General features: G+C 68.2%; 22 protein-coding genes. 14 read left to right on the top strand and 8 right to left on the bottom strand.

Features of this window, described 5'->3' with window-relative positions:
- Positions 1–152 precede the first annotated feature (152 nt).
- The 3 genes from CTP10_RS26960 to CTP10_RS26950 are packed head-to-tail and all read left to right on the top strand — an operon-like array spanning position 153 to position 3,790.
- Positions 153–1,001, top strand: coding sequence for an IclR family transcriptional regulator (locus CTP10_RS26960; protein WP_116319624.1), 849 nt, complete (start codon positions 153–155; stop codon positions 999–1,001).
- A 57-nt stretch (positions 1,002–1,058) separates the two neighbouring features.
- Positions 1,059–2,072 carry an AAA family ATPase gene (locus tag CTP10_RS26955; RefSeq protein WP_116319564.1) on the top strand — a complete coding sequence of 338 codons (1,014 nt, stop codon included), beginning with the start codon at positions 1,059–1,061 and terminating at the stop codon, positions 2,070–2,072.
- A complete protein-coding gene (locus CTP10_RS26950) occupies positions 2,069–3,790 on the top strand; it encodes a cobaltochelatase CobT-related protein (protein ID WP_116319565.1) in 1,722 nt (573 codons plus the stop codon). The genes CTP10_RS26955 and CTP10_RS26950 overlap by 4 nt, the downstream gene beginning before the upstream one ends.
- Positions 3,791–3,792: 2 nt before the next feature.
- On the opposite strand, the gene CTP10_RS26945 is transcribed toward CTP10_RS26950, so the two are convergent.
- The 4 genes from CTP10_RS26945 to CTP10_RS26930 are packed head-to-tail and all read right to left on the bottom strand — an operon-like array spanning position 3,793 to position 6,417.
- On the bottom strand, positions 3,793–4,095 hold the full coding sequence (locus CTP10_RS26945) for a 2Fe-2S iron-sulfur cluster-binding protein (RefSeq protein ID WP_116319566.1): 303 nt from the start codon (positions 4,093–4,095) through the stop codon (positions 3,793–3,795).
- Between the two features lie 46 nt (positions 4,096–4,141).
- The gene (locus CTP10_RS26940; RefSeq protein ID WP_116319567.1) at positions 4,142–4,468 is read right to left on the bottom strand and encodes a ferredoxin; all 327 of its coding nucleotides are present in this window, start codon (positions 4,466–4,468) and stop codon (positions 4,142–4,144) included.
- 1 nt (position 4,469) lies between these two features.
- Positions 4,470–4,820, bottom strand: coding sequence for a 2Fe-2S iron-sulfur cluster-binding protein (locus CTP10_RS26935; protein ID WP_116319568.1), 351 nt, complete (start codon positions 4,818–4,820; stop codon positions 4,470–4,472).
- Between the two features lie 58 nt (positions 4,821–4,878).
- Entirely contained in the window at positions 4,879–6,417 is a 1,539-nt protein-coding gene (locus tag CTP10_RS26930) for a hypothetical protein (protein WP_116319569.1), read from the bottom strand.
- A gap of 383 nt (positions 6,418–6,800) precedes the next feature.
- Here CTP10_RS26930 and CTP10_RS26925 point away from each other — a divergent pair, with 383 nt between their 5' ends.
- The 10 genes from CTP10_RS26925 to CTP10_RS26880 all read left to right on the top strand — a co-directional run bounded on the left by CTP10_RS26925 (position 6,801) and on the right by CTP10_RS26880 (position 16,687).
- Positions 6,801–7,556, top strand: coding sequence for a sulfite exporter TauE/SafE family protein (locus tag CTP10_RS26925; protein WP_442875154.1), 756 nt, complete (start codon positions 6,801–6,803; stop codon positions 7,554–7,556).
- A 66-nt stretch (positions 7,557–7,622) separates the two neighbouring features.
- A complete protein-coding gene (locus CTP10_RS26920) occupies positions 7,623–8,564 on the top strand; it encodes an ornithine cyclodeaminase family protein (RefSeq protein ID WP_116319570.1) in 942 nt (313 codons plus the stop codon).
- Positions 8,565–8,741: 177 nt separating this feature from the next.
- Entirely contained in the window at positions 8,742–9,473 is a 732-nt protein-coding gene (locus tag CTP10_RS26915) for a TenA family transcriptional regulator (protein ID WP_116319571.1), read from the top strand.
- A gap of 25 nt (positions 9,474–9,498) precedes the next feature.
- Complete coding sequence (locus CTP10_RS26910; RefSeq protein ID WP_116319572.1) at positions 9,499–10,944, top strand: aldehyde dehydrogenase family protein; 1,446 nt, start codon at positions 9,499–9,501, stop codon at positions 10,942–10,944.
- 27 nt (positions 10,945–10,971) lie between these two features.
- A complete protein-coding gene (locus CTP10_RS26905) occupies positions 10,972–11,451 on the top strand; it encodes a GlcG/HbpS family heme-binding protein (RefSeq protein ID WP_013953475.1) in 480 nt (159 codons plus the stop codon).
- Positions 11,452–11,459: 8 nt separating this feature from the next.
- Positions 11,460–12,470, top strand: coding sequence for a 2Fe-2S iron-sulfur cluster-binding protein (locus CTP10_RS26900; protein ID WP_116319573.1), 1,011 nt, complete (start codon positions 11,460–11,462; stop codon positions 12,468–12,470).
- 70 nt (positions 12,471–12,540) lie between these two features.
- On the top strand, positions 12,541–13,248 hold the full coding sequence (locus CTP10_RS26895; RefSeq protein ID WP_116319574.1) for a GntR family transcriptional regulator: 708 nt from the start codon (positions 12,541–12,543) through the stop codon (positions 13,246–13,248).
- A gap of 115 nt (positions 13,249–13,363) precedes the next feature.
- The gene (locus CTP10_RS26890; protein ID WP_147316210.1) at positions 13,364–13,600 is read left to right on the top strand and encodes a hypothetical protein; all 237 of its coding nucleotides are present in this window, start codon (positions 13,364–13,366) and stop codon (positions 13,598–13,600) included.
- A 291-nt stretch (positions 13,601–13,891) separates the two neighbouring features.
- A complete protein-coding gene (locus tag CTP10_RS26885) occupies positions 13,892–15,340 on the top strand; it encodes an amidase (RefSeq protein ID WP_442875246.1) in 1,449 nt (482 codons plus the stop codon).
- A 42-nt stretch (positions 15,341–15,382) separates the two neighbouring features.
- Entirely contained in the window at positions 15,383–16,687 is a 1,305-nt protein-coding gene (locus tag CTP10_RS26880; protein ID WP_116319576.1) for an MFS transporter, read from the top strand.
- Between the two features lie 55 nt (positions 16,688–16,742).
- Here CTP10_RS26880 and CTP10_RS26875 read toward each other — a convergent pair whose 3' ends face one another.
- The 4 genes from CTP10_RS26875 to CTP10_RS26860 all read right to left on the bottom strand — a co-directional run bounded on the left by CTP10_RS26875 (position 16,743) and on the right by CTP10_RS26860 (position 21,951).
- Positions 16,743–17,513, bottom strand: a complete 771-nt coding sequence (locus CTP10_RS26875) for a sulfite exporter TauE/SafE family protein (protein WP_116319577.1) — start codon at positions 17,511–17,513, stop codon at positions 16,743–16,745.
- Complete coding sequence (gene pta / locus CTP10_RS26870; protein WP_116319578.1) at positions 17,510–18,544, bottom strand: phosphate acetyltransferase; 1,035 nt, start codon at positions 18,542–18,544, stop codon at positions 17,510–17,512. The genes CTP10_RS26875 and pta overlap by 4 nt, the downstream gene beginning before the upstream one ends.
- Before the next feature lie 194 nt (positions 18,545–18,738).
- Positions 18,739–20,505: a sulfoacetaldehyde acetyltransferase gene (xsc, locus tag CTP10_RS26865; protein ID WP_116319626.1), complete on the bottom strand. Its 1,767-nt coding sequence runs from the start codon at positions 20,503–20,505 to the stop codon at positions 18,739–18,741.
- A gap of 375 nt (positions 20,506–20,880) precedes the next feature.
- The gene (locus tag CTP10_RS26860; RefSeq protein ID WP_116319579.1) at positions 20,881–21,951 is read right to left on the bottom strand and encodes a 4-hydroxyphenylpyruvate dioxygenase family protein; all 1,071 of its coding nucleotides are present in this window, start codon (positions 21,949–21,951) and stop codon (positions 20,881–20,883) included.
- A 309-nt stretch (positions 21,952–22,260) separates the two neighbouring features.
- On the opposite strand from CTP10_RS26860, the gene CTP10_RS26855 reads away from it, so the two are divergent.
- Positions 22,261–23,094 (top strand): shikimate dehydrogenase family protein, encoded by an 834-nt coding sequence (locus CTP10_RS26855; RefSeq protein ID WP_116319580.1) that lies wholly within the window; start codon positions 22,261–22,263, stop codon positions 23,092–23,094.
- Positions 23,095–23,100: the final 6 nt, after the last annotated feature.

Below are 23,100 nucleotides of genomic sequence, written 5' to 3'. Positions count from 1 at the left end.
CCGGTGTCTGCTTAAAAATCCGGAACCAGATGTTCCGAAAAATTATTGTTTCACCGGAATGTAGGCCCTCCCCGGCGGAAGGTCAACCAGAAGTTTCGATAATTGATATGATTTGACTCTGAAAATGAAACTTACCTATGATGGAGCCAGGCATGAACGATATGCGCCTCGCCAAAAGTGACGCCAAGCCCGACGGAGACACGCCGGCACTGCGTTTGTTCGGCCTGCTCGAAGTCATCGCGGAGAAGGACCAGTCCTTCAACCTGCAGGCGCTGGTGGAAGAAACCGGCCTGCCCAAGCCAACGCTGCACCGCATGCTGCAGCAGCTCGAGGCGGCGGGGCTGATCCAGCGCAACGGCGACGGGCGGCAATACGGCACCGGCCTGCGGCTGCGCCGGCTGGCGGAGAACCTGTTGCTCAACAGCACCTCGCACGGCGCGCGCCATATGGCGCTGCGGCGGCTGGTGGAAGAGGTGGGCGAGAGCTGCAACCTGACCGCGTTCTCGGGCGGCGAGGTGCTGTACCTGGACCGCGTGGAAACCGCGGCGCCGCTGCGCTTCTACCTGCATCCGGGCTCGCGCGTGCCGGCGCACTGCTCGGCCACCGGCAAGCTGTTCCTGGCGCAGCTGGCGCCGGCGCAGCGGCAGCGGCTGCTGGCGCATGCGGAGCTGGAGCGGTACACGCAGAACACGCTGACGGACCACGCGCAGCTGGAAGCGGAACTGGAGCGCGTGAAGCGCGACGGTTACGCACTGGACGACGAGGAATTCCTGCCCGGGCTGGTCTGCATCGGCGTGCTGGTGCCGGCCGTGGACGGCGGCAAGTCCAACCTGGGGCTGGCGCTGCAGGCCCCGGTCATGCGCGTGGCGCGCGACAAGGTGGTGCAGTTGCTGCCCGCGCTGCAGCGCGCGGCCAGCGCGCTGGCGGCGATCGAGGCCGAAAGCGCCAGCAGCTGGCAAGGCGGCGCGGAAGGTGCGGAAAGCGCCGACGAGGACGAATAGCGCGCACGGCGTCACGCGGTTTGCTCCGCTGGTCGCGGTGCCGGGGTGAAAGCAGGCATGGCGACCAACGAGGAGCATGAGGTGACGCAAGAGCAGTATGGCAAGCCGGACCGGATGATTCCGGTCCGCGAGGTGTTCGGCATCGATTCCGGCCTGATGGTGCCGGCCTTCAGCGAGCGCGACGACCACGTACCGGAGATCGACCCGGCCTACCGCTTCCAGCCGGAGGTGACGCTGGCGATCCTGTCCGGCTTCATGCGTGACCGGCGCGTGATGGTGCAGGGGCTGCATGGCAGCGGCAAGTCGACCCATATCGAGCAGGTGGCGGCGCGCCTCAACTGGCCGTGCGTGCGCGTCAACCTCGATGGACATATCAGCCGGCTCGACCTGGTCGGCAAGGACGCCATCGTCGTGCGCGACGGGCGCCAGGTGACCGAGTTCCAGGAAGGCATCGTGCCGTGGGCGCTGCAGCGGCCGGTGGCGCTGATCTTCGATGAATACGACGCGGGCCGGCCCGACGTGATGTTCGTGATCCAGCGCATCCTGGAACGCGACGGCAAGTTCACGCTGCTCGACCAGAACCGGGTGATCCGGCCGCATCCGTCGTTCCGGTTGTTTGCCACGTCCAATACCGTGGGGCTCGGCAACGTCAACGGGCTCTATCACGGCACCCAGTTGCTCAACCACGCGCAGATCGACCGCTGGAACGTGGTCGCCACGCTGGACTACCTGCCGCACGAGGAAGAGGCGGGCATCGTGCTCGCGCGCGTGCCCGAGCTGGACCACGAAGCCGGCCGCGCGCTGGTCGACGCAATGGTGGCCATGGCGGGACTGACGCGGCGCGGGTTTGCGGCAGGCGACCTGTCGGCGCTGATGTCGCCGCGCACCGTGATCAGCTGGGCCGAGAACTGCCAGATCTTCCGCGATCCGGGCCTGGCGTTCCGGCTGACCTTCCTGAACAAGTGCGACGAGGCCGAGCGGCCGGTGGTGGCGGAGTATTACCAGCGTTGCTTCGGACAACTGCCCGGCGACACCGCCGCGGTTGCAGCCGCGTCGGAGTCCGCGCGATGACCGCGGCGTCGGCAGCGCAGCAGCTGCGCCGGCGCCAGCGGCAGGACGAACTCTCCGGCGCCACCGTGCGCGCGCTGACCGGCGACGCGGCGCTGCATTTCCGCGACGGCCAGCTATGGCGCGCGATGCGGCCCGTGCCGCAGCATGCGCCGCACCTGCGTACCGATCCGGACACTGACACGGCGGCCTGCCTGCGCGGCGCCGCCGACGGCGCCGCGCTGCGGCAGGCGCATTCCGACGCAGCGCTGCACCGCAGCCTCTGTCCCACCGATCCGGTCGAGCGCCTGGTTTTCGAACTGCTCGAACAACTGCGCTGCGAAACCCACCTGCCACGCGGCATGGCCGGCGTGGCTGCCAACCTGCGGCACCGCTTCATGGCGTGGTCGCGCGCGTTCCATCGCTCGGGCCTGACCGAGGGCCATCTCGGCATCCTGCTCTATACCGTGGCGCAGGTGGCGTGGTCGCGCCTGAGCGGCGAGCCGGTGCTCGAAGACACCGAAGATTTGATCGAGACCACGCGCGCCGCCATCGTCCCCGTGCTGGGCATATCGCTGGCCGGCTTGCGCGCACATCGCCACGACCAGGCCGCGTTTGCCGTGCATGCGCTGGCGCTGGCACGTGCCGTCGCGGACATGGTCCACAGCGAAGCGCCACGTGCTGGCGAGGATGACGACAAAGCCGTTTCCGCCGCGCGCGCGGGTTTTGCGCTGTGGCTCGATTTCGACGAAACGCCGGCCGAAGCCTTCGCGCTTGCCGACAGCGGCCACAGCCGCGTGCTGGCCGACGCCACCGGCGGCTACCGCATCTTCACCACGCGCTACGACCGCGAGGTGCGCGCCGCCACGCTGGTACGGCGCGCCTTGCTCGATGAATACCGTACGCGCCTCGACGCCCGCATCGCCCGCGCCGGCGTCAACGTGGCGCGGCTGGCCCGCAAGCTGCGCGCCGCGCTGGCGCAGCCGCGCATCGATGGCTGGTCCTTCGGCGAGGAAAGCGGCCGCATCGACGGCCGCCGGCTGGCGCAACTGGTCAGCTCGCCCGCCGAACGGCGCCTGTTCCGCCGCGAAGCGTACAAGGCGCATGCCGATTGCGTGGTGGGTTTGCTGGTGGACTGCTCGGGATCGATGAAGGCCTACGCAGAGCCGCTGACGCTGCTGCTTGACCTGGTGGCGCGCGCGCTGGACCAGGCCGGCGTGGCCACCGAAATCCTCGGCTTCACCACCAATGCCTGGAACGGCGGCCGCGCGCGCGCCGACTGGCTTGCGCGCGGCCGCCCGGCGCACCCGGGCCGGCTCAACGAAACCTGTCACATGGTGTTCAAGGACGCCAGCCGCAGCTGGCGGCGCGCCCGTACCGACATCACCGCGCTGCTCAAGGCCGACCTGTTCCGCGAAGGCGTGGACGGCGAGGGGGTCGAGTGGGCCTGCGCCCGGCTGCACGCCACCGGCAAGGCGCGGCGCATCCTGCTGGTGGTGTCAGACGGCAGCCCGATGGATACCGCCACCGGGCTGGCCAACGACGCCTGCTATCTGGACAACCACCTCAAGGCCGTGGTGGCGCGGCATGAGGCGTTGCGTGACGTGGAGGTGCTGGGGCTGGGCGTCGGGCTGGACCTTAGCCCGTATTACCGGCATACGCTGGCGCTGGACCTGTCGCAGCCGGTGGATATGGCGACGCTGGATGAGGTGGCGGGCCTGATCGCCGCGCGGCGGCGCTGAGTTCAGGCGCGCACTGTCTCCCGGGGCTGCCACGACACCGCGATATCGCCATCGATGAACGTCTGGCACGCCAGCCGGAAGCCCCCTGCGAGCTCTTCTTCCGTCAGCAGTTTCTTTTCCTTTGGCTTGACCGCGTCGGTATGCTCCCGGCCCTTGTCGATGCGGCACTTGCAGGTGCCGCACAGGCCGCCGCCGCACTTGAAGGGGATGCCGCCCTGTTCGCGCAGCGACACGCGCAGCAGGTTGCTGTTGACCGGCGCGCTGACCGTCTTGCCGTGGTTGGTGAGGAAGGTGATCTGGATCATGGCGATGAATGCGTGACGTGCGGGCGTAGTTTGCGGGCGTGGGGCTTCAGGACTGGCCGCCCACGGCGACCGGCGTGGGCACGAGGGCGATGTCCATGCTGCCGAAGCTGGCCAGCTCGCGCAGCGCGGCGCGGGCGGCTTCCAGCGTGGCGTACTTGTCGAGGAACTTGGTCGAGACCAGGTTGACGATGCCGGGCGGGGTTTCCTCTTGCACCCGCACCTTGGTATCGGTGGTACCGGCCGCCAGCTCGGCGATGATGAAGCGCGCCGTACGTTTGCCGTAGAACACGTAGTCGTAGGCCTCGACCGCGGTCATGCCGGCGGTGGGCTCGGTGCGGAACTGGCCGGGACGGCTGGTGAGCAGCACGAACATGTCAGGCTCCGGCGCCGGCCGTGGCCAGGGTGGCTGACGTGGCTGATGTGGCGGCAGGCAGGTCGTCCTGGGCCAGCTCGATGTCATGCTCGATCCAGAGCTGGCACGCCAGCCGGTAACCCTGTTCCAGCCGCTCGCCGAGTTGCTTCTTCTCCTTCCAGTTCGGCGGCGGCAGGTGCTCGGCACCAGTCAGCACACGGCAGGCGCACTTGGAGCATTTGCCCATGCCGCACTCGTAGCGCAGGTTGGGGTAGGGGAACTGCCGGATGCCGGCGCGGACGACCAGGTTGGTCTGGGGCTTGACCTCGTCGACAAAGGTCTCGCCGAGCTTGTGGAAGGTGACTTTGGGCATCGTTCGGTCTTGGGGGAAAGTCAGGGAAATCTGGCTGCAGCAGCAGTGCTTGCGACGGCTACGACCACAACACCATCGCCGCCACGGTGGAGCACGCCAGCCCGATCAGTACCGGGATCAGCAGCGCGCGCACCGCTTCCAGCACCGGCACCCGGGCGAAGCCGGCCACCGCGATCAGCGACGACCATGCGATCAGCGTGCCGCCGCCGGTCCAGACCGCGCCCATCTGGCCCACGGCCGCCAGCGTGGCCGGGTCGAAGCCGACCACCGGGCCGAGCGCGCCCGCCAGCGTGCCGGTCAGCGGCAGGCCCGCGAAACCGGAGCCGTCGATGCCGGTGATCATGCCGACCAGCAGCACGCCAAAGGCGACCAGCACGTGGTTGTCCGGGATCATGTGCTGGTAGGCCTGGATCAGCTCGAACAGCAGGCTCGGCGCCTTGCCCGGCGGCAGGCCGAGGATCTGCGCGGCGGTCTCGCCGGCGCCGACAAAGAAGAAGCCGGCAATCGGCAATACCGAGCCCATCGCCTTGAAGGCAAAGACAAAGCCATCGGTGATGTGCTCCGGGCACACGTCGAGCATGCGGCGCGGGCCTTCGGCGGCCAGCGTCGCCAGCATCATCAGCACCGCCGCGACGCCGCCGACAAGGGCGGCCGCGTCGCCGCCCTTGAGGTCCTGCACGCCGGTGCCGAGCTTGGGCAGCACCATCACGGCGACCACCGCGAGGAAGGCAATGGGGGTCACGATGGCGAAGCACTTCGACCACTTCACCCGGCGCCTGGCGACCATCGACAGGCTTGCCTCGATATTGCTGTCGGTGGCGAGCGGTTCGGCGTGGGCGGTGCCCTTGGCAATCTCGGCCTTGTCGAAGGTGATGCCGCCGTCGATTGCCTCGGCGGTGCCGCCGGCTTGCGCCTGCCAGCGGTCGAGCAGGGTGCCGCAGGCCGGCACGATGTGCTTGCGCATCGACAGGTAGGCCAGGCACAGGGCAATGCTGCCGGTGATGATCGACAGCGCCAGCGCTCGGTCGGCCACCACCGCGGCGCTGACCGCCGCACCGGCGGCCTTGGCGCTGATGCCCGGCGCCACGCCGATCACGTAGTCCGACGATAACGCCATGCCTTGCCCGGCAATGGCAATCGCCATCGCGCCCGCCAGCGGCGGCAGCCCCGCCGCGATGGCAGCCGGCAGCAGGATGGCCGAGACCAGCGGCACGGCCGGTGTCGGCCAGAAGAACAGCGAAATGACGTAGGTGATGCCTGCCAGGATGAAGAATGCCGAATGCCCGTTCTTCATCACCACGCGGAAGGGCTCGACCATGCGGATGTCGGAGCGCAGTGTCTTGAGCGCATTGAGCAGCGCCGTCATGAAGGCGATCACCAGGAAGATATTGAACAGCTCCTTGGCGGCAACCAGGCTCGCGGAAAACACCCCGCCCAGTGCCGACACCGGGCTGCCGGTGAGCGCAAAGACGACCAGGGCGGTGCCGACGATCGACGGGACGACAACATTGGCGCGCAGGATCATCGTCAGCACGATGACTGCTACCCCTGACAGATAGATCCAGTGCGCGGCACCGATCACGACTTGTTGTGACATGAAGACTCCCTGGGGGCGGAGGGTTTTGTGGGGAGGATGCATCGGCTGCGCCGCATCCGTTTCGGTATACTATATTCCAGTGCATCCTCGCGCCAAGCGTTTTCTCATCGGGAATTACGCCTAGGCGAGTGCGGGGCAAAGTCACTTCAGGCCGCACATTTATTGGGAAATGAAGCGATCCGCAGTCCTTCCGATGGTGCATGAAACACCCAATCCGGTTGCCTGGCTTCACATCGATATGTAGACTGTATACCGTTTTATATCGATTTCAGACGGACAAGCGCGCAAGATGAGCAGGACGCGTGCCCGCGTGCCCGGGTTTCCGGCCGCTGAGCCGCCCCCGGCCGTCCGCCACTTGCCTTCTTGCCACCTTGCCTTCCGCCATGCCCGACACGTTGCTCTCGCTGCTGCCCGCCGGCCTGTCCGTCCCGGACTACCTGTCGATGGGGGCGCTCATCCTGGCGGGCGCCTGCCTGCAGGGGGTGGGCGGGATCGGCTTTGCGATGCTGTCGGCGCCGCTGGGCGCGATCTTCTTCCCCGACCTGGTGCCCGGGCCGCTGCTGGCGATGGGCTGCTGCCTGTCACTGATGGGCGCCTTGCGCGAGCGCGAGGCCATCGTCTGGAACATCGCCGGCTTTGCGCTGGCCGGCCGCGCCCTCGGCGGGGCCGCCGCGGTGCTGACCATCGCGTGGCTGGCGCCGGGACCGCTGGCGGTGCTGTTCTCGTTGTCGATCCTGGCCGCCGTGGCGTTGAGCCTGCTGGGCTGGCGCCTGCTGCCCAGTTCGCGCAACGTGGTCGTTGCCGGCACTTTGTCCGGCTTCATGGGGACCATCACCTCGGCCGGCGCGCCGCCGTTCGCGCTGGTCATGCAGCATATGGCGCCCGCGCCGATGCGCGCCACCATGGGCACCATCCTGTCCGGCGGCGCCGTGCTGTCGCTCTCCATGCTGGCGCTGGCGGGGCGCTTTGGCTTGCCGCAACTGATGCTGGCACTGGTGCTTGCACCGTTCCTGCTGGCCGGCTTCGTGCTCTCGAACCGGCTGCGCGGGCGCGTTTCTCCCACCGCGGTGCGCCGCTTGCTGCTGGGCTTGTGCGCGGCCGGCGCGCTGGGCGTGCTCGGCCGCGCGGCCTTTGCCTGATGCCGCCGTGCCCGCGTCGCTTCTGATTTTTTCGCTTTCCAGGTCAACCCAACCAGCGGAGTTCCCATGCAGCACATCACAGACGCGATGATCGATGCCCACGTCACCCCGGAAGATGCCCGGCAGGTCATGGAGGCGGCGTTTTCCAGCTTCGGGCGTGGCGATGCCGCGATGCAGGAGCGCATCCGCACCGAGGCCGGCGGCGTCAAGCTGTCCACGCTGGGGGCGGTCATCCCGCAGCAGGGCGTGGCCGGGGCCAAGGTCTACACCACCATCAATGGCCAGTTCTCCTTTGTCATCCTGATCTTCTCGGCCGACGACGGCCGGCCGCTGGCTTCCTTTGACGCCGGCGCCATCACGCGCCTGCGCACGGCGGCCTGCACCACGCTGGCGGCGCAGCGGCTGGCCCGTCCCGGCGCGCGCACGCTGGCTTTGTTTGGCGCCGGCACGCAGGGCGTGCAGCACGCGCGCCAGCTCAGCGCCACGCTGGGGCTGGAACGCATCCTGGTGTCCGACCCGCATGCGGACGCCGGCATGCCCGCGCGGCTGTCGGCGCAGTGCGGCATCCCGGTGGCGCTGGCCGAGCCCGATGCCGCGGTGGCCGAGGCCGACATTATCGTCACGGCCTCGCGTGCGACCACGCCGCTGTTCGCCGGCACGTCGATCCGCCCGGGCGCCTTCGTGGCAGCCATCGGCTCCAGCCTGCCGCACACGCGCGAACTGGACGACGCCGCGCTGCGCCGCGCCGCCGCGGTGGTGGTGGAGTGGCGGCAGCAATCCACCCGCGAGGCCGGCGATATCGTGCTGGCCGATCCGCAGGCGCTGCCGGCAGGGAAGATCGTGGAACTGGCTGAGGTCGTGCTCGGCAAGGTGTCGGCAAGGCAGCGCGACGACGACATCGTGATCTACAAGTCGGTCGGCGTGGGGCTGGAAGACGTGGCGCTGGCCGGCTTCGCCTGGTCGCGCATGGCGGGCGGGGCCGGCTCGGCGGAGCGTTGCGCCGCCTGAACGCCGCCGCTCGCTTCAGCGCCGGGTAAACACCGACGTGATTAGTCAACAAGGCACTTGTCGTCACTGACTGACTGTATATAGTATACAACCATGCCGAGGCCGATTCTGTCTGCAAGCCGGCCCCGGCATCCAACCCACCGAATCGCCCCACATCGCCAACCAGGAGCCCCCGTCATGGCCGAACTGATGAACCGCGAAGATTTCCGTGCCGCCCTCGAAGAATCCATCAAAGGCAAGAGTGCCAACAAGGCGCCGTTCAGCGTGGCCTGGGCCAGCGGCAAGCTGACCCGCGCCCATCTCGCACGCTGGGCCGAGAACCACTATCACTACGTCGGCCCGTTCGCGGATTACCTGGGCTACATCTACGCCCGTACGCCGGACCGCTATACCGAAGCCAAGGATTTCCTGCTGGCCAACATGTACGAGGAAGAGATCGGCGGCGACCGCCACACCGACCTGCTGATCCGCTTTGCCGAAGCCTGCGGCACCACGCGCGAGCGCGTGATCGACCCGGACAACATGTCGCCCACCACGCGCGGCCTGCAGAGCTGGTGCTATGCGGTGGCCATGCGCGAAGACCCGATCGTGGCAGTGGCCGGACTGGTGGTCGGGCTGGAGTCGCAGGTGCCGTCGATTTACCGCAAGCAGACGCCGACGCTGCGCGACAAGTACCAGTTCACCGACGAGGAGGTCGAGTTCTTCGACCTGCATATCGTCTCGGACGAGATCCATGGCGAGCGCGGCTACCAGATCGTGCTGGAGCACGCCAACACGCCGGAGCTGCAGCAGCGCTGCCTGAAGATCTGCGAGATCGGCGCGCAGATGCGGCTGCTGTACACGACCGCGCTCTACCACGACTACGTCGAGAAAGAGCTGCCGCTGCCCGAACTGGACATGGCCGCCTGAGCGGCGCCGCGCATCCACAACGACGATGACCCTATTCCTGAACCATATCGACGGCGAATGGGCGGCCTGCCAGTCGGGCCGCACCTTCGACAACGTCAACCCGGCCGACACCGCCGACATCGTGGGCCGCTTCCAGGCGTCGTCCGCGGTGGACGCGCAGGCGGCCGTGGCTGCCGCGGCGGCGGCATTTGCCGGCTGGAGAAAGACCCCGGTCGGCAAGCGCGCCGCCATCCTCAACCGCGCGGCGGAGCACCTGGAAGCCAACGCCGACAGCATTGCCGCCGAGCTGACCCGCGAGGAAGGCAAGGCGCTGGCGCTGGCGCGCGACGAGGTGCTGCGCTCGGCCCAGACGCTGCGCTTCTACGCCGTGGAAGGGCAGACCTTCACCGGCGAGGTGTTTCCCAACGACGATCCCGACCAGCTCGTCTACAGCCAGCGCGAGCCGCTGGGCGTGGTGACGGTGATCGCGCCGTGGAATTTCCCGGTATCGATCCCCGCGCGCAAGATCGCGCCGGCGCTGGTGACCGGCAACACGGTGGTGTTCAAGCCGTCGTCCGAGGCGCCGCTGTCGGGCTATCGGCTGGCCGAGGCATTGATCAGGGCCGGCCTGCCCAAGGGCGTGCTGAACTTCATCACTGGCAGCGCCGCGGAGATTGGCGCCACCATCACCGAGGCGCCGGCCGTGCGCGCGATCTCGTTCACCGGCTCGTCGCGCGCCGGCGAGCAGATCCACCGCGCGGCGCCGCTGACCACGCGCACGCAGATGGAACTGGGCGGCAAGAACCCGCTGATCGTGATGGAAGACGCCGACCTCGATCGCGCCGTCGACCTGACCATCAAGGGTGGCTTCTCGCTGTCGGGGCAGGCGTGCACCGGCACCAGCCGCGTGCTGGTGGCCGAATCCGTCAAGGCGGCATACACCGAGCGCCTGCTGGCGAAGGTCGCCACGCTCAAGATCGGCAGCGGCATGACGCCGGGCATGGATCTCGGGCCGCTGGCCTCGCACAAGCAGCTGGAAACGGTGCTGCGCTACATCGACATCGGCAAGTCCGAGGCAACGCTGCTGTGCGGCGGCGCGCGCCTGACCGGCGGCGACTATGACAAGGGCTACTACGTTGCACCGACGGTATTCACCGACGTGACGCAACCCATGCGGATCGCGCGCGAGGAGATCTTCGGCCCGGTGATCGCCATCATCGGCTTCACCGGCTACGCCGATGCCATCGCCAAGGCCAACGACACCGAGTATGGACTGGCCGCGGCCATTGTCACCAGCAACCCGCGCTACATCCACCACTTCGCCACGGACATCGAGGCGGGCACGGTCAAGATCAACCGCACCACCACCGGCAACCTGGTCAACGCGCCGTTCGGCGGGGTCAAGCGGTCGAGCACCTCGACCTTCCGCGAGTCGGGCCGCACCGGGCTGGAGTTCTATACGCAGGTCAAGACGGTCTACCGGGGCGCCTGAGCCCGGCCGTCGCAAGGAGTCACAGACATGAAGAAAGCCATCAAGCTGGAACTGCGCGAAGCGCGCCACATGGTTGCCGCCGCGATCCGGCGCTCGGAGGAAATCGGCGTGCTGGAGTCGATCTGCGTGGTCGACGAGGGCGGCTACCCGCTCGCGCTCGAACGCATGGACGGCGCCCGCATTACCGGGCCGCAGATCGCATGGAACAAGGCCTTCACTGCCGCGGGCCACAAGCGCTCCACCCACCTGTTCACCACGCCGCCCAACGGGCCGGCGCTGCCGGGCAACGAGGCCTTTGGCATCCAGTGGAGCTTCGAGGGCAAGTTCGCCGCGTTCGTCGGCGGCTTCCCGATCGTGGTCAACGACGAGGTGATCGGCGGCATCGGCCTGTCCGGTGGCAACGGCGAGCAGGACACGCAGGCCGGGCTGGCGGCGCTGCAGGCGCTGGCCGAACTGCTGGCGCCGCAGGACCTGAAGGTGCTGGTGCAGGCCGATATCAAGAAGTAGGAGGTTCCATGTCGTACCGCATCCAGATCGCCGAGACGCAGCAGGTCTTTTTCGTCGAACGCGGCGAGACCCTGTTGCAGGCCGCCGGGCGGGCCAGCATCGCCTTGCCGCACGATTGCCAGCTGGGCGGCTGCGGCACCTGCCGCATCCGCCTGCTCGACGGGCAGGTGCGCTACGACGAGGAGCCGTTCGGCCTGGCGCCGGACGAGGCCGCCGCCGGCTACGCCCTGGCTTGCCAGGCGCAGCCGCTGGCAGACCTCGTCATCAGCACCGCGCGCGAGGACGAGGCCTGCGCCGGGCCCGCGCGGCACCGCGCGGTGGTGCAGGCGGTGCGCGCTCTGTCGGCGGACGTCATGCACGTCGAGCTGGAGGTGCCAGACGCGGGCGCGCTGGACTATCGCCCCGGCCAGTACCTGAAGCTGTTGAGTGCCGACGGGCTCGCGCGCAGCTTCTCGATGGCATCGGTGCCGCGGGACGGGCGCGTCGACCTGCACGTGCGGCGCATTCCGGGCGGCGCCTTTACCGATGGCATCCTGCCGCGCATGAAGGCCGGCGATGCGATCGACGTGGAACTGCCGCTCGGCAACTTCTTCTATCGCGCCCGGGATTACCGGCCGCTGCTGATGGTGGCCACCGGCACCGGGCTGGCGCCGATCAAGGCGATCCTGGAATCGCTGATGGGCGATCCCGACTGCCCGCCGGTGTCGCTGTACTGGGGCATGCGGCAGGCGCAAGACCTGTACCTGCACGGCGATATCCCGGCATGGGGCGAACGGCTCTATGACTTCCGGTACGTCCCGGTGCTGTCGCGCGCCGGGGCTGACTGGCAGGGCAGGCGCGGCTATGTGCATGACGCGGCGCTGGCCGACCTGGGCGACGTGGGCGACCTGAGCGAGCACGCGATCTACCTGTGCGGCTCGCCCGACATGATCCGTGACGCCCGTGCCGCTTTCCTGGCGCGCGGCGCCAGTGCGGACCACATCTACGCGGACAGCTTTACCTTCCAGCACCTTTGTTAAGACATGGCAGGATGCAGGGATGGCTGGTATACAATGACGCCAGCCTTTCCGCCTACGCCTCTGCCGACCCATGTCCTTCACTCCGCCTCCTGCCGCGCCCGCCGAGCCGCTGAGCCTCGGTGCCAGCCACTCGCCGCTGTTCGCCCTTGTCACCGACAAGGTGCGCGAGGGCATCCTGAACGGCAAGTACGCGCCAGGCGAGCGGCTGGTGGAAAACAAGCTGTCGGCGGAACTGGGCGTGTCGCGCATCCCGGTGCGCGAGGCGCTGCGCGCGCTGGCCAGCGAAGGGCTGGTGCTGATCGAGCCGCGCCGCGGCGCGACGGTGGCGAGCCTGTCGCCGGTGATCGCGCGCGAGATGGTGGAGGTGCGCGCCACGCTGGAAGGCCTCAACGCCAAGCTCGCCGCGCAGCGGCGCGATCCGGCGCTGGTGGCGGAACTGGAAACCGTGCTGCGCCAGGGCATGGAGGCCGCCGCACAGGGCCGCGCGGATGAGCTGCTCGCGCTCAATACCCGCTTCCATGAGGTGCTCGGCACCATCGCCGCCAACAGCGTGCTGCAGGAAATGATGCGCTCGCTGCGCGAGCGCACCGCGGTGCTGTTCGGCCCGGCCAACGTGGTGCGGGCGCGCCAGAACTGGGACGAGCACGCCCAGATCCTGCAAGCCGTGATCGCCGGCGACGCCGACCTTGCCGCGCTGCTGGCCGCGCGCCATGTCTACAGCGCCGCCAAGGCGGCCGACCTGCCGGTGGACGGGCACGGCACGGCGCAGGCGGCCTGAGCGAAGGCGGCGACCCGCCGCCCCATGCCCGTGGCCGGCTGAGATTTCCCGCCGATATTTCCCGAATCCCGCGTTGCCATTGCATGCCCGGCAACAGGGCATTGCGTGCCCTCGGATGACGCACCGCACCAAGAATGTGTATACTGTAGGCATTCAAGGTCAATTGGGATTTACCATGCTGTCGCCCGAGCAACGCTATCTTTCGCAACCCGTCGGCCAGCAGCTGCTGCGCCACTTTGCAACGCGTGACGCCGTGCGCCACGCCTCGCCCCTGATGCCGCTGCGCCTGCGCGATATCGGCCGTTTCATCCAGGCGCTGGGCGGCCATGCGCCGCGCCGTGGCCACTGCTGATCCCACCTGAATGACCGGGCGGCGCATCGCGCCGCTCTTTCCATCCCCGTGGCACGCGTCCTGCGAGCCGCCTCTCCCGCATAATCGATCGGTCTTGCGCTGCCAGCGCGGTGCCCGCACGCACATTAGTCTTGCACTGCGCGTGAAACGGAATATAGTATACCAACGCAACCGCAGTACCTCCTGAGCCCCTCATACGCCCCCACCGTGCCTGAACCGCGCGGATAACGACAAGGAGCCGATGTGAACCTGCCCGACTGGACGACTGGCGGCTTTCCGCCGCTGTGGGAGATGGCACAACGGCTCGGCAGCGGCGCGGTTTCCTCGGTGGACCTGGTGGACGCCTGCGAGGCGGCCTGGCAGGCATGGCACGGGATCATCAATGCATTGGTGCTGTCGGATTTCAGCGCCGCGCGCGCCGCGGCCCGCGACAGCGACCGGCGCCGTCGCGCCGGGCAGGCACGCGGCGTCCTGGACGGCGTGCCGTTCTCGGTCAAGGAATCGTTCGACGTCGCCGGCTGGCCGACCACCTGCGGCAATCCCGCCTTGCGCGGGCACGCAGCCCAGCGCGATGCCGTGGTGGTGCAACGGCTGCGCGATGCCGGCGCGATCCTGCTCGGCAAGACCAACGTGCCGCTCGGCCTGCGCGACTGGCAGAGCTACAACGCCATCTACGGCACGACCCGCAACCCGCACGATCCGTCCCGCACGCCGGGCGGCTCGTCCGGCGGCAGCGCCGCGGCGGTCTGCGCGGGCCTGTCGTTCTTCGACGTGGGCTCCGACATCGGTTCCTCGCTGCGCAATCCGGCGCATTACTGCGGCATCTTCTCGCTCAAGCCCAGCCACGGGCTGGTGCCGCTGGCGGGCCATGGCACCGGCGCGGCGCGCTTCGGGGAACAGGACATCAATGTCGCCGGCCCGCTGGCCCGTAGCGCACGGGACCTGGAACTGGTGCTGCGCACGATCGCGGGCCCGGCCGGTGACGAGGCGTTCCCATACCGGCTGCAGTTGCCGGAATGCCCGCATCGCCAGCTTTCCGATTTCCGTGTCGCCGTGCTGCCCACCCACGCCCAGGCGGAAGCCGACGGCGAGGTCGCCGTGCAGATCGAACAGCTTGGGCACTGGCTGGCCGGCAAGGGCGCCCGCGTCGACTGGCACGTGCGGCCGGACTTCGACGCCGGCGAGCTATGGCACGTCTACGTGACGCTGCTGCGCGCCACCACCTCGGTGCACATGGACGACGCCGCCTTCGCCGATGCGCTGGCCCGCAGCGCCACCGCCGCGGCTGGCGACGATGACTATGCGACCCTGCAGTACACCGGCGCGACGCTGAGCCATCGCGACTGGTTGCGCCTGCAGGTTGCGCGCGAACGCTTTGCCGCCGCCTGGCGCAGCTTCTTCACCGGCTACGACGTGCTGCTATGCCCGGCCGCCGCCACCACGGCATTTCCGCTGAACGAGGCGGGCGAGCCCTGGCAGCGCACCATCACCGTCAACGGCCGCCCGCAGCCTATGACCACGCAGCTGTTCTGGGCCGGCCATTCCGGCGTGTGCGGCCTGCCTTCGGCGGTCGCGCCGATCGGGCCGGGCACCAGCGGCCTGCCGGTCGGCGTGCAGATCGTCGCCGGCCGCTACCAGGATCTCACTGCCTTGCGTTTTGCCGGCCTGCTGGAGGAAGCGGGCCATGCCTGCCGGCCGCCGCCGCGGCCTGCCGCCCGGCCAGCGGACCACCACGACTAACCACACCACAACAATCACATCACACACCACAGGGGAGGGATCATGTTCGATTGGTTCCGTGATTTGTCGCGCATGGAGCGCAAGGGTTTCTATGGCGCGTTCCTGGGGCATGCCGTCGACGTGTTCGACTTCATGATCTATTCCTTCCTCATTTCCACGCTGCTGGGGCAGTGGGGCATGAGCAAATCCACGGCGGGCGCGATCGTCACGTGGACGCTAGTGTCGTCGCTGGTCGGCGCGATCGGCGCGGGTATCCTGGCCGACCGCTACGGCCGTGTGCGCGTGCTGCGCTGGACCATCATCGTGTTCGCCGGCGCCTGCTTCCTGTGCGGGCTGGCGCAGTCGCCGGAGCAGCTGATGCTGTTCCGCATGATCCAGGGGCTGGGGTTTGGCGGCGAGTCGTCGCTGTGCATGGTGCTGGTGACGGAGATGATCCGCAACCCGGCGCACCGCGGCAAATACTCGGGCTTTACCGCCAGCAGCTATTCCTTCGGCTGGGGCGCGGCGGCGATCGTGTACGCGATCACGTTCAGCGTGCTGCCGGCGGAGACGGCATGGCGCGTCTGCTTCTTCCTCGGCATCCTGCCGGCGCTGGTGGTGATCTACCTGCGCCGCAACCTGGAGGAGCCGGAGATTTTCCTGAAGAGCCGCGCGGCGGGCAGGCAGGGCTCGGCGCTGTCCGGGCTCGGCCGCCTGTTCCGCGGGCCGCTGCTGGCGAAGACGCTGCTGTGCAGCCTGCTTTCCGGCGGCATGCTGGGGGCGTACTACGCCATCGCCACGTGGCTGCCGACCTTCCTCAAGACCGAGCGTGGCCTGTCCGTATTTGGCACCAGTTCCTACCTGGCGGTCACCATCATCGGCTCATTGATCGGCTACGTGGCGGGGGCCTACGCCACTGACCGCTGGGGCCGGCGGCTGACCTACATCGTATTCGCGGCGGGGGCATTCGTGGCCGCGCTGGTCTACATGGTGATCCCGGTGTCGAACACGTCGATGCTGTTCCTGGGATTCCCGCTGGGGGTGCTGATGCAGGGCGTGTTCGCCGGCATCGGCGCCACCATCTCCGAGTCGTATCCCAACGATATCCGCGCGACGGGGTATGGCGTCTCGTACAACGCCGGCCGTGTGATCGGCTCGCTGTTCCCGCTGTCGGTCGGGTGGCTGAGTACGGGGCACACTTCGCTGCCGACCGCGATCGCCATCGTGGCCGGAGTCGGCTATGCCATGGTCGTGGTTGCCGCGGTATTGCTGCCGGAGACCACGGGCATGGACCTGGGGCAGGCCGGGGGCAGCGGGGAGAAGGAAGAGACCGCACCGCTGGCGCAACCGGCGGGTACGGTCGCCTGAACGAGTGGGGAGGGCACTGCCGGCGCCCTTGCCGCACTTACCGCACTTTCCGAACTTAGCGCACCCATGCCGAGATCGCCGGCAGCATCAGGCTGACGCCGATGCCGATCAGCACGCCGAACGCGACGCGCCGCGTCGTGGTCGGCGAGAACGGCGGCGGAAAGCGCCGGCCCAGCAGCGTGGCGATCACCACCACCGGCACGCCGAGTGCGGCCTGCAGCCAGATCGCGGCATCGAGCTGGCCCTGCCACGCCGAGAACAACGTGCGCACGCTGGACGTGACGGTGAACACCAGGATCAGCGCGCAGCGGATCTCCACCGGCTTCATCGGCTGCCGGTAGAACTGGAAGATCAGCGGCGGCCCGGACACGCCGAACATGCCGCTCAGCAGCCCGCCGAACACGCCGCTCATGAAGAAGCTGCCATCGCCGGAGCGCCTTGGCAGCGGTTCCGGCCGGAAGGCCGCGCTGAGTCCGCCATACAGTATCACCGCGCCCAGCAGCAACTGCAGCAGCGTGGCGGCGCTGGAACTCAGGTACTCCAGCACCAGCACGCCGACCAGCACCGACGGCAGGATGCCGATGGCGGCCGCGCCCACGGCGCGCCAGTCGATATGCTCCAGCTTGCCGGGCAGCGCGCAGGCGCTGTTGGCCAGCGTCACCAGGCTGACCACGGCCGCAACGGTGGCCACTGGCGCGAGCCCCAGCCCGCTGGTGGCCCCCATCACGATCATGCCGAGGCCAAAGCCGGTCACCGTCTGGAAGTAGGTACCGGCGCCGAGCAGGGCCTGCAGCCCCAGCAGCGGCAACAACAATTCTGCTTTCATGCCGCCGCCTGCTCGCCTTTGGTGCCCTGTTCCGCGGTGGCTTGCGCCTGGACCACGGTGACGGCGATGACATGGAACACATCGTCCGCGCTGCAACCGCGGGACAGGTCGTTGGCGGGCTTGCTCAGCCCTTGCAGCATCGGCCCGATGGCCTTGGCGCCGCCGACGCGCTCGGCCAGCTTGTAGCCGATATTGCCGGACTCCAGGTTGGGAAACACCAGCACATTGGCGCGGCCGTTGACCTGCGAATGCGCGACCTTGCGCGCGGCGATCTCGGCGACGATGGCGGCATCGAGCTGCACGTCGCCATCGATGGCCAGGCCGGGGCGCTGCGCGCGCACGCGCTCGGTCGCGGCCACCACCTTGTCCACGGCGGCGTGGTGCGCGCTGCCGCTGGTCGAGAACGACAGCATCGCCACGCGCGGCTCGTCGTTCAGCAGCGCACGGGCGCTGTCGGCGGCGGCCATGGCGATCTCCGACAGCTCGTCCGCATCGGGATTCACCACCAGCCCGCAGTCAGAGAAGATCAGCCCGCCCTTGAGCGTATGGAAGGGCTCGCACAGCATCATCAGGAAAAAGCTCGACACCAGCCGGAAGCCGGGCGCCAGCCCGATCAGCTGGATCGCGTTGCGCACCACGTCGGCGGTGGTGTGTTCCGCCCCCGCGACCGAGCCGTCCGCATGGCCGAGGCGCACCATCAGGTTGGCAAAGCACAGCGGGTCAAGCACCGCGCGCCTGGCTTCGTCCAGCGTCATGCCCTTCTTCTGGCGCAACGCGTAGAGCTGCTGCGCGAACGAGGGTGTCAGCGCGGAGGTGGCGGGATCGACCAGCGTGATGCCGTCCAGCGCGATGCCGTGGATGGCCGCGGCCGCGTTGATCTGGCGCGGATTGCCGACCAGCACGATGCGGGCGATGCCTTCCTGCGTGGCACGCTGCGCCGCCTGCAGGATGCGCGGGTCTTCGGCCTCGCACAGCACGATGCGGCGGGGTGCGGCGCGGGCGCGGTCGATGATGCGGAGGATGGGTTTCATGGTGGTTGGCTCGGTAAAACTGAAAAAAGGGCCAGCGACTCGCGCTATGCCCTTGGTGTTCTCCCCTCTCCCGCGTGCGGGAGAGGGGCAGGGCGAGAGGGCGGGCCGTCGCTATGCTGAAGCGCTTCACTTCGTGGCAGCACCGGCCCTCTCCCCAGCCCTCTCCCGCGTGCGGGAGAGGGAGCACGCGGCGATCAGACGTAGTCCTTGTACTTGTCCAGGTGACGCACCGGCTTCGACAGCGCATCGCGGCGGAACGGGTCGCCCAGTTCACGCGTGCACATGATCTCGATGATCGTGGTCTTGCCGTGGTTCATCTGCAGGTCGATGGCGCGCTTCAGTGCCGGGCCCACGTCTTCCAGGCGGTCCACCACGATGCCTTCCGCGCCCATCGCCTTGGCGATCTCGGCGAAGCTCTGGTTGTCGAGCTCGCCCGCGACGAAGCGGCGGTTGTAGAAGTCGACCTGGTTCTTCTTCTCCGCGCCCCACTGGCGGTTGTGGAACACCACCGCGGTCACCGGGATGTTGTGGCGCACGCAGGTCATGGTTTCCATCAGGCTCATGCCCCAGGCGCCGTCACCGGCGTACGACACGGCCGGGCGGTGCGGCGCCGCGACCTTGGCGCCGATGATGGTCGGGAAGGCGTAGCCGCAGTTGCCCCAGCTCATCGCCGCGAAGAAGCTGCGCGGCTTTTCGAAGCGCAGGTAGCTGTTTGCCACCGAGTTGATGTTGCCGATGTCGGTGGACACCATCACGTCTTCCGGCATGGCCTTTTCCAGCTCGCGCAGCACCTGGCGCGGGTGCAGGTAGTGGCCGCCGTGGGGCGTGCGCTCCTGCTTCTGCTCTTCGATCATGTCCAGGCTGTACGGGTCGCGCTCGTGCGTCCAGTCGTCCAGCTCCTTCTCCCACGCGGCCTTTTCATTGCTGATGTCGGTGGCGCGTGCGTCGCGGGTGGCGTCGCAGGCCAGCGTGCGGCCGGCCAGGCGCTGGGTCAGCGCGATGGCGGCAGCCTTGGCGTCGCCGCAGATGCCCACCGAGATCTTCTTCACCAGGCCCAGCATCTTGTGGTCGGCATCGATCTGGATGATCTTGGCGTTCTTGGGCCAGTAGTCCATGCCGTGCTGCGGCAGCGTGCCGAACGGCCCCAGGCGCGAGCCCAGCGCGATCACCACGTCGGCGCGCGAGATCAGCTTCATCGCGGCCTTCGAGCCCTGGTAGCCCAGCGGGCCGCACCACAGCGGGTGGCTGGCCGGGAACGAGTCGTTGTGCAGGTAGCTGTTGACCACCGGCGCGCCCAGGCGCTCGGCCAGTGCCTTGCATTCCTCGATCGCATCGGCCATGACCACGCCACCGCCCGAGATGATCACCGGGAACTTGGCGTTGGCCAGCAGTTCGGCGGCCTCGTTCAGGCTTTCATCGCCGCCGGGGCCGCGGTCGAGGCGGCGCGGTTGCGGGATCTCGGCAGTGATCTTGCCGTAGAAGTGGTCGCGCGGGATGTTCAGCTGGGTCGGGCCCATTTCCGACATGGCGCGGTCGAAGCAGCGCGCGGTGAATTCGGCCATGCGCGCCGGGTTGGTGACGTGCCCCTGGTACTTGGTGAACTCCTGGAACATCGGCAGCTGATTGGCTTCCTGGAAGCCGCCCAGGCCGATGCCCATGGTGCCGGCTTCGGGGGTGACGATCACCACCGGGCTGTGGGCCCAGTAGGCAGCGGCGATCGAGGTCACGCAGTTGGAGATGCCGGGGCCGTTCTGGCCGATCACCACGCCATGGCGGCCCGACACACGGGCATAGCCGTCGGCCATATGGCCGGCGCCTTGCTCGTGCACCACCGGGATCAGGCGGATGCCGGCCGGGGCGAAGATGTCCATCGCGTCCATGAAGGCCGAGCCCATGATGCCGAACATGTCGGTCACGCCGTTGGCGGCCATCGTCTCGACGAAGGCTTCGGACGGGGTCATGGTCTGCGGGCCAGCCGGAACCTGGCTGTCTTTCGCTGCGGCCGAGCCACCGGAAACGGCGGGCTGCTTGGTGGTTTCGAGGTCGCGCATGGCGGGTGTCTCCTGGTTGGGGTCTTATAAAGTGGAACAGTCCGTTCCGGAAAATTGATGCGTTGGTCGAAATGTAGGCGGAAGATCGGCCGACGTCAATAAGAAGTTTTGGTTTACGGAATGAATTGAGCAAAAAAATGAGACGAAATGCGATGCTAAGCGCCTTGTGAGGCACTAGTGGCGTTGGCAGCGGCAAGGGAGGGAGGAAAAGACAACGCCGGCACAGGGCCGGCGCAGAGGGAAAGCAGGAAGGAGGGGGCCGCGCCTAGGCGGCGGCGCAGGGTGTCAGCGTGTCGACAGCGCTTCCAGTACCGGCAGGTTGCCCTCGCCGAAACCCTGGTGACCGTCACGCTGGACGACCTCGAAGAAAAACTCGCCCGCCTCGCGTTTCAGGAAGGCTTGCTGGAAGCGCTCGCGAGGGCCGGTGCCGTCGACCAGGATGCCGTAGCGTTGCAGGGCGGCAAGGTCCAGCCCGTGGCCTGGCACGCGCACTGGCACGGAATCGTAGTAAGCCGTCGGCGGCTGCACGAACTGCACGCCACGGCCGGCCAGTGCCGCGGCGCTGGCAAGGATGTCCTCACTGGCCAGTGCAATGTGCTGAATGCCTTCGCCGTGCTGATCTGACAGGTAATGCCGCATCTGGTCGTGCCGCGGCGTTCCCTTTTCGTACAGCGGGATACGGATGCTGCCGCATGGCGATACCAGCGCGTGTGACGCGCCGCCGCTGCGCAGTTCCCGGAACCCCAGCACCTTGCGGTAGAACTCCAGCCATTCTTCGAGGTGGCCGGGATCGACTGCCTGGGTCAGGTGGTCGACGCGGAGAAGGCCGGCGTCGGACATGTCGCCGGCGGGCGGCAGCGGCCGGAAATCCACGTCGTAGATCGAGATATCCCCCACATCGCCCGGCCGCCCCTCTTTCCCTCGCCAGCGGTCGATGAAGTACAGGACCGACTGTCCGATCCCCTGGACGGCGGGAATATTCAGTTCCATCGGCCCCACCGTGCCACCCTCGAACGGCCATGCGCCAGCCTCCAGCGCCCGCGCGAACGCCACCGCCGCATCGTCGACACGAATCCCGATCGCACAGATCGACAAGCCATAACGCGCCGCATAGCGCGTGGCGAACGAGTCCGGCTCGGCGTCGACAATGAAATTCATCTCGCCCTGCCGGTACAGCTTCACCGCCTTGTGCCGATGCCGTGCGATGGCGGCGAAGCCGAGCCGTTCCAGCGTCCGGCCCAGCGCGGCCGGGTCGGGCGACGCGAACTCGATGAACTCATAGCCTCGGATGCCGAGCGGGTTGTCCCACGGTTGGGCATCCTCTGCGCGCGGGGAAGTGTCGTGTGCGGCGCTCATGGTCATGGCTCCTGTCTGGGCATTGCGGGGGCGGTGCGGGCCTTGCGGCGACGACCGATAGTAGCAACGGCGCCGCGCCTCCCCGCGCGTTGGCCCCTTCGCAACGGACTCGTAGAAACCCGCATTCGGCGCCTTGATCGCGCATATGCGTTCACTAATCGCGCAAAGTGATAGATAAGACCGTTGGCTGAGTGCCGGGCGACCACTAATCTCCGGTCAACGACGCGCCCCCGTCTCTCTGCCAGGCCCACCCAGCGGCCACGCATGCCGGAGTCCGGGAAGCGCGAATTACCGGAACCCAGGCACATCATGATCCACGGCAAGACCATGCTAATCCCCCACATCGGCTATCCGACGGAATCGTTCAAGGCGCCGATGATCTACAACCCCTGGTTCGACCGGCAGGGCATCGACGCCGCCGTGATCCCGATGGGGATCAAGCCGGACGACTACGCCACGGTGTTCCCCGCGCTGTTCCGCATGACCAATATCCGCGGCGCGCTGGTGACCATGCCGCACAAGGTCGCCACCGTGGAGCTGGTGGACGAACTCACGCCCGCCGCGCGCATCGCCGGCGCCTGCAACGCCGTGCTGCGGCGCGACGACGGCACGCTGGTCGGCGACCAATTTGACGGCGAGGGCTTCGTGCGTGGCATCCGGCGCAAGGGCTGCGGCCTCGAAGGCGCGCGCGCCATCGTGTCGGGCAGCGGCGGGGTGGGCAGCGCGATCGCCGCCTCGCTGGCGGCGGCCGGCGTAGCCGAGCTGGCGCTGTTCGATGCCCGCGAGGCAGCCGCGCGCGCCCTGGCGGAGCGCCTTGCCGCGCACTACCCGGCGCTGCGCGTCAGCACCGGCTCCGCGGACCCGGATGGCTTCGACGTGGTGGTCAATGCCACGCCGCTGGGCATGCAGCCCGGCGACCCGCTGCCGTTCGACGTGGCGCGCATCGCCCCCGGCGCCATGGTCGGCGAGGTGGTGATGAAGCAGGAATACACGCCGCTGCTGCAGGCCGCGCTGGCCCGCGGCTGCAAGGTGCAGGTGGGCACGGACATGCTGTTCGAGATGATCCCTGCCTACCTGGAGTTTTTCGGGTACGGCACGGCCACGCCCGACGCCCTGCGCGAGGTGGCGCAGATCCGGTACTGACGCATT

Source organism: Cupriavidus sp. P-10 (genome assembly GCF_003402535.2).
Taxonomy (GTDB): Bacteria; Pseudomonadota; Gammaproteobacteria; order Burkholderiales; family Burkholderiaceae; genus Cupriavidus.
The sequence above is the reverse complement of the archived record's forward strand: the minus strand, read 5'-3'. Positions and strand labels throughout refer to the sequence as shown.

What these genes read in the sequence shown, in the direction of transcription:
- CTP10_RS26960 (WP_116319624.1), top strand. Translation starts at nt 153, where the DNA reads ATGAACGATATGCGCCTCGCCAAAAGTGACGCCAAGCCCGACGGAGAC.
- CTP10_RS26955 (WP_116319564.1), top strand. Translation starts at nt 1,059, where the DNA reads ATGGCGACCAACGAGGAGCATGAGGTGACGCAAGAGCAGTATGGCAAG.
- CTP10_RS26950 (WP_116319565.1), top strand. Translation starts at nt 2,069, where the DNA reads ATGACCGCGGCGTCGGCAGCGCAGCAGCTGCGCCGGCGCCAGCGGCAG.
- CTP10_RS26945 (WP_116319566.1), bottom strand. Translation starts at nt 4,095, where the DNA reads ATGATCCAGATCACCTTCCTCACCAACCACGGCAAGACGGTCAGCGCG.
- CTP10_RS26940 (WP_116319567.1), bottom strand. Translation starts at nt 4,468, where the DNA reads ATGTTCGTGCTGCTCACCAGCCGTCCCGGCCAGTTCCGCACCGAGCCC.
- CTP10_RS26935 (WP_116319568.1), bottom strand. Translation starts at nt 4,820, where the DNA reads ATGCCCAAAGTCACCTTCCACAAGCTCGGCGAGACCTTTGTCGACGAG.
- CTP10_RS26930 (WP_116319569.1), bottom strand. Translation starts at nt 6,417, where the DNA reads ATGTCACAACAAGTCGTGATCGGTGCCGCGCACTGGATCTATCTGTCA.
- CTP10_RS26925 (WP_442875154.1), top strand. Translation starts at nt 6,801, where the DNA reads ATGCCCGACACGTTGCTCTCGCTGCTGCCCGCCGGCCTGTCCGTCCCG.
- CTP10_RS26920 (WP_116319570.1), top strand. Translation starts at nt 7,623, where the DNA reads ATGCAGCACATCACAGACGCGATGATCGATGCCCACGTCACCCCGGAA.
- CTP10_RS26915 (WP_116319571.1), top strand. Translation starts at nt 8,742, where the DNA reads ATGGCCGAACTGATGAACCGCGAAGATTTCCGTGCCGCCCTCGAAGAA.
- CTP10_RS26910 (WP_116319572.1), top strand. Translation starts at nt 9,499, where the DNA reads ATGACCCTATTCCTGAACCATATCGACGGCGAATGGGCGGCCTGCCAG.
- CTP10_RS26905 (WP_013953475.1), top strand. Translation starts at nt 10,972, where the DNA reads ATGAAGAAAGCCATCAAGCTGGAACTGCGCGAAGCGCGCCACATGGTT.
- CTP10_RS26900 (WP_116319573.1), top strand. Translation starts at nt 11,460, where the DNA reads ATGTCGTACCGCATCCAGATCGCCGAGACGCAGCAGGTCTTTTTCGTC.
- CTP10_RS26895 (WP_116319574.1), top strand. Translation starts at nt 12,541, where the DNA reads ATGTCCTTCACTCCGCCTCCTGCCGCGCCCGCCGAGCCGCTGAGCCTC.
- CTP10_RS26890 (WP_147316210.1), top strand. Translation starts at nt 13,364, where the DNA reads ATGACGCACCGCACCAAGAATGTGTATACTGTAGGCATTCAAGGTCAA.
- CTP10_RS26885 (WP_442875246.1), top strand. Translation starts at nt 13,892, where the DNA reads ATGGCACAACGGCTCGGCAGCGGCGCGGTTTCCTCGGTGGACCTGGTG.
- CTP10_RS26880 (WP_116319576.1), top strand. Translation starts at nt 15,383, where the DNA reads ATGTTCGATTGGTTCCGTGATTTGTCGCGCATGGAGCGCAAGGGTTTC.
- CTP10_RS26875 (WP_116319577.1), bottom strand. Translation starts at nt 17,513, where the DNA reads ATGAAAGCAGAATTGTTGTTGCCGCTGCTGGGGCTGCAGGCCCTGCTC.
- pta (WP_116319578.1), bottom strand. Translation starts at nt 18,544, where the DNA reads ATGAAACCCATCCTCCGCATCATCGACCGCGCCCGCGCCGCACCCCGC.
- xsc (WP_116319626.1), bottom strand. Translation starts at nt 20,505, where the DNA reads ATGACCCCGTCCGAAGCCTTCGTCGAGACGATGGCCGCCAACGGCGTG.
- CTP10_RS26860 (WP_116319579.1), bottom strand. Translation starts at nt 21,951, where the DNA reads ATGAGCGCCGCACACGACACTTCCCCGCGCGCAGAGGATGCCCAACCG.
- CTP10_RS26855 (WP_116319580.1), top strand. Translation starts at nt 22,261, where the DNA reads ATGATCCACGGCAAGACCATGCTAATCCCCCACATCGGCTATCCGACG.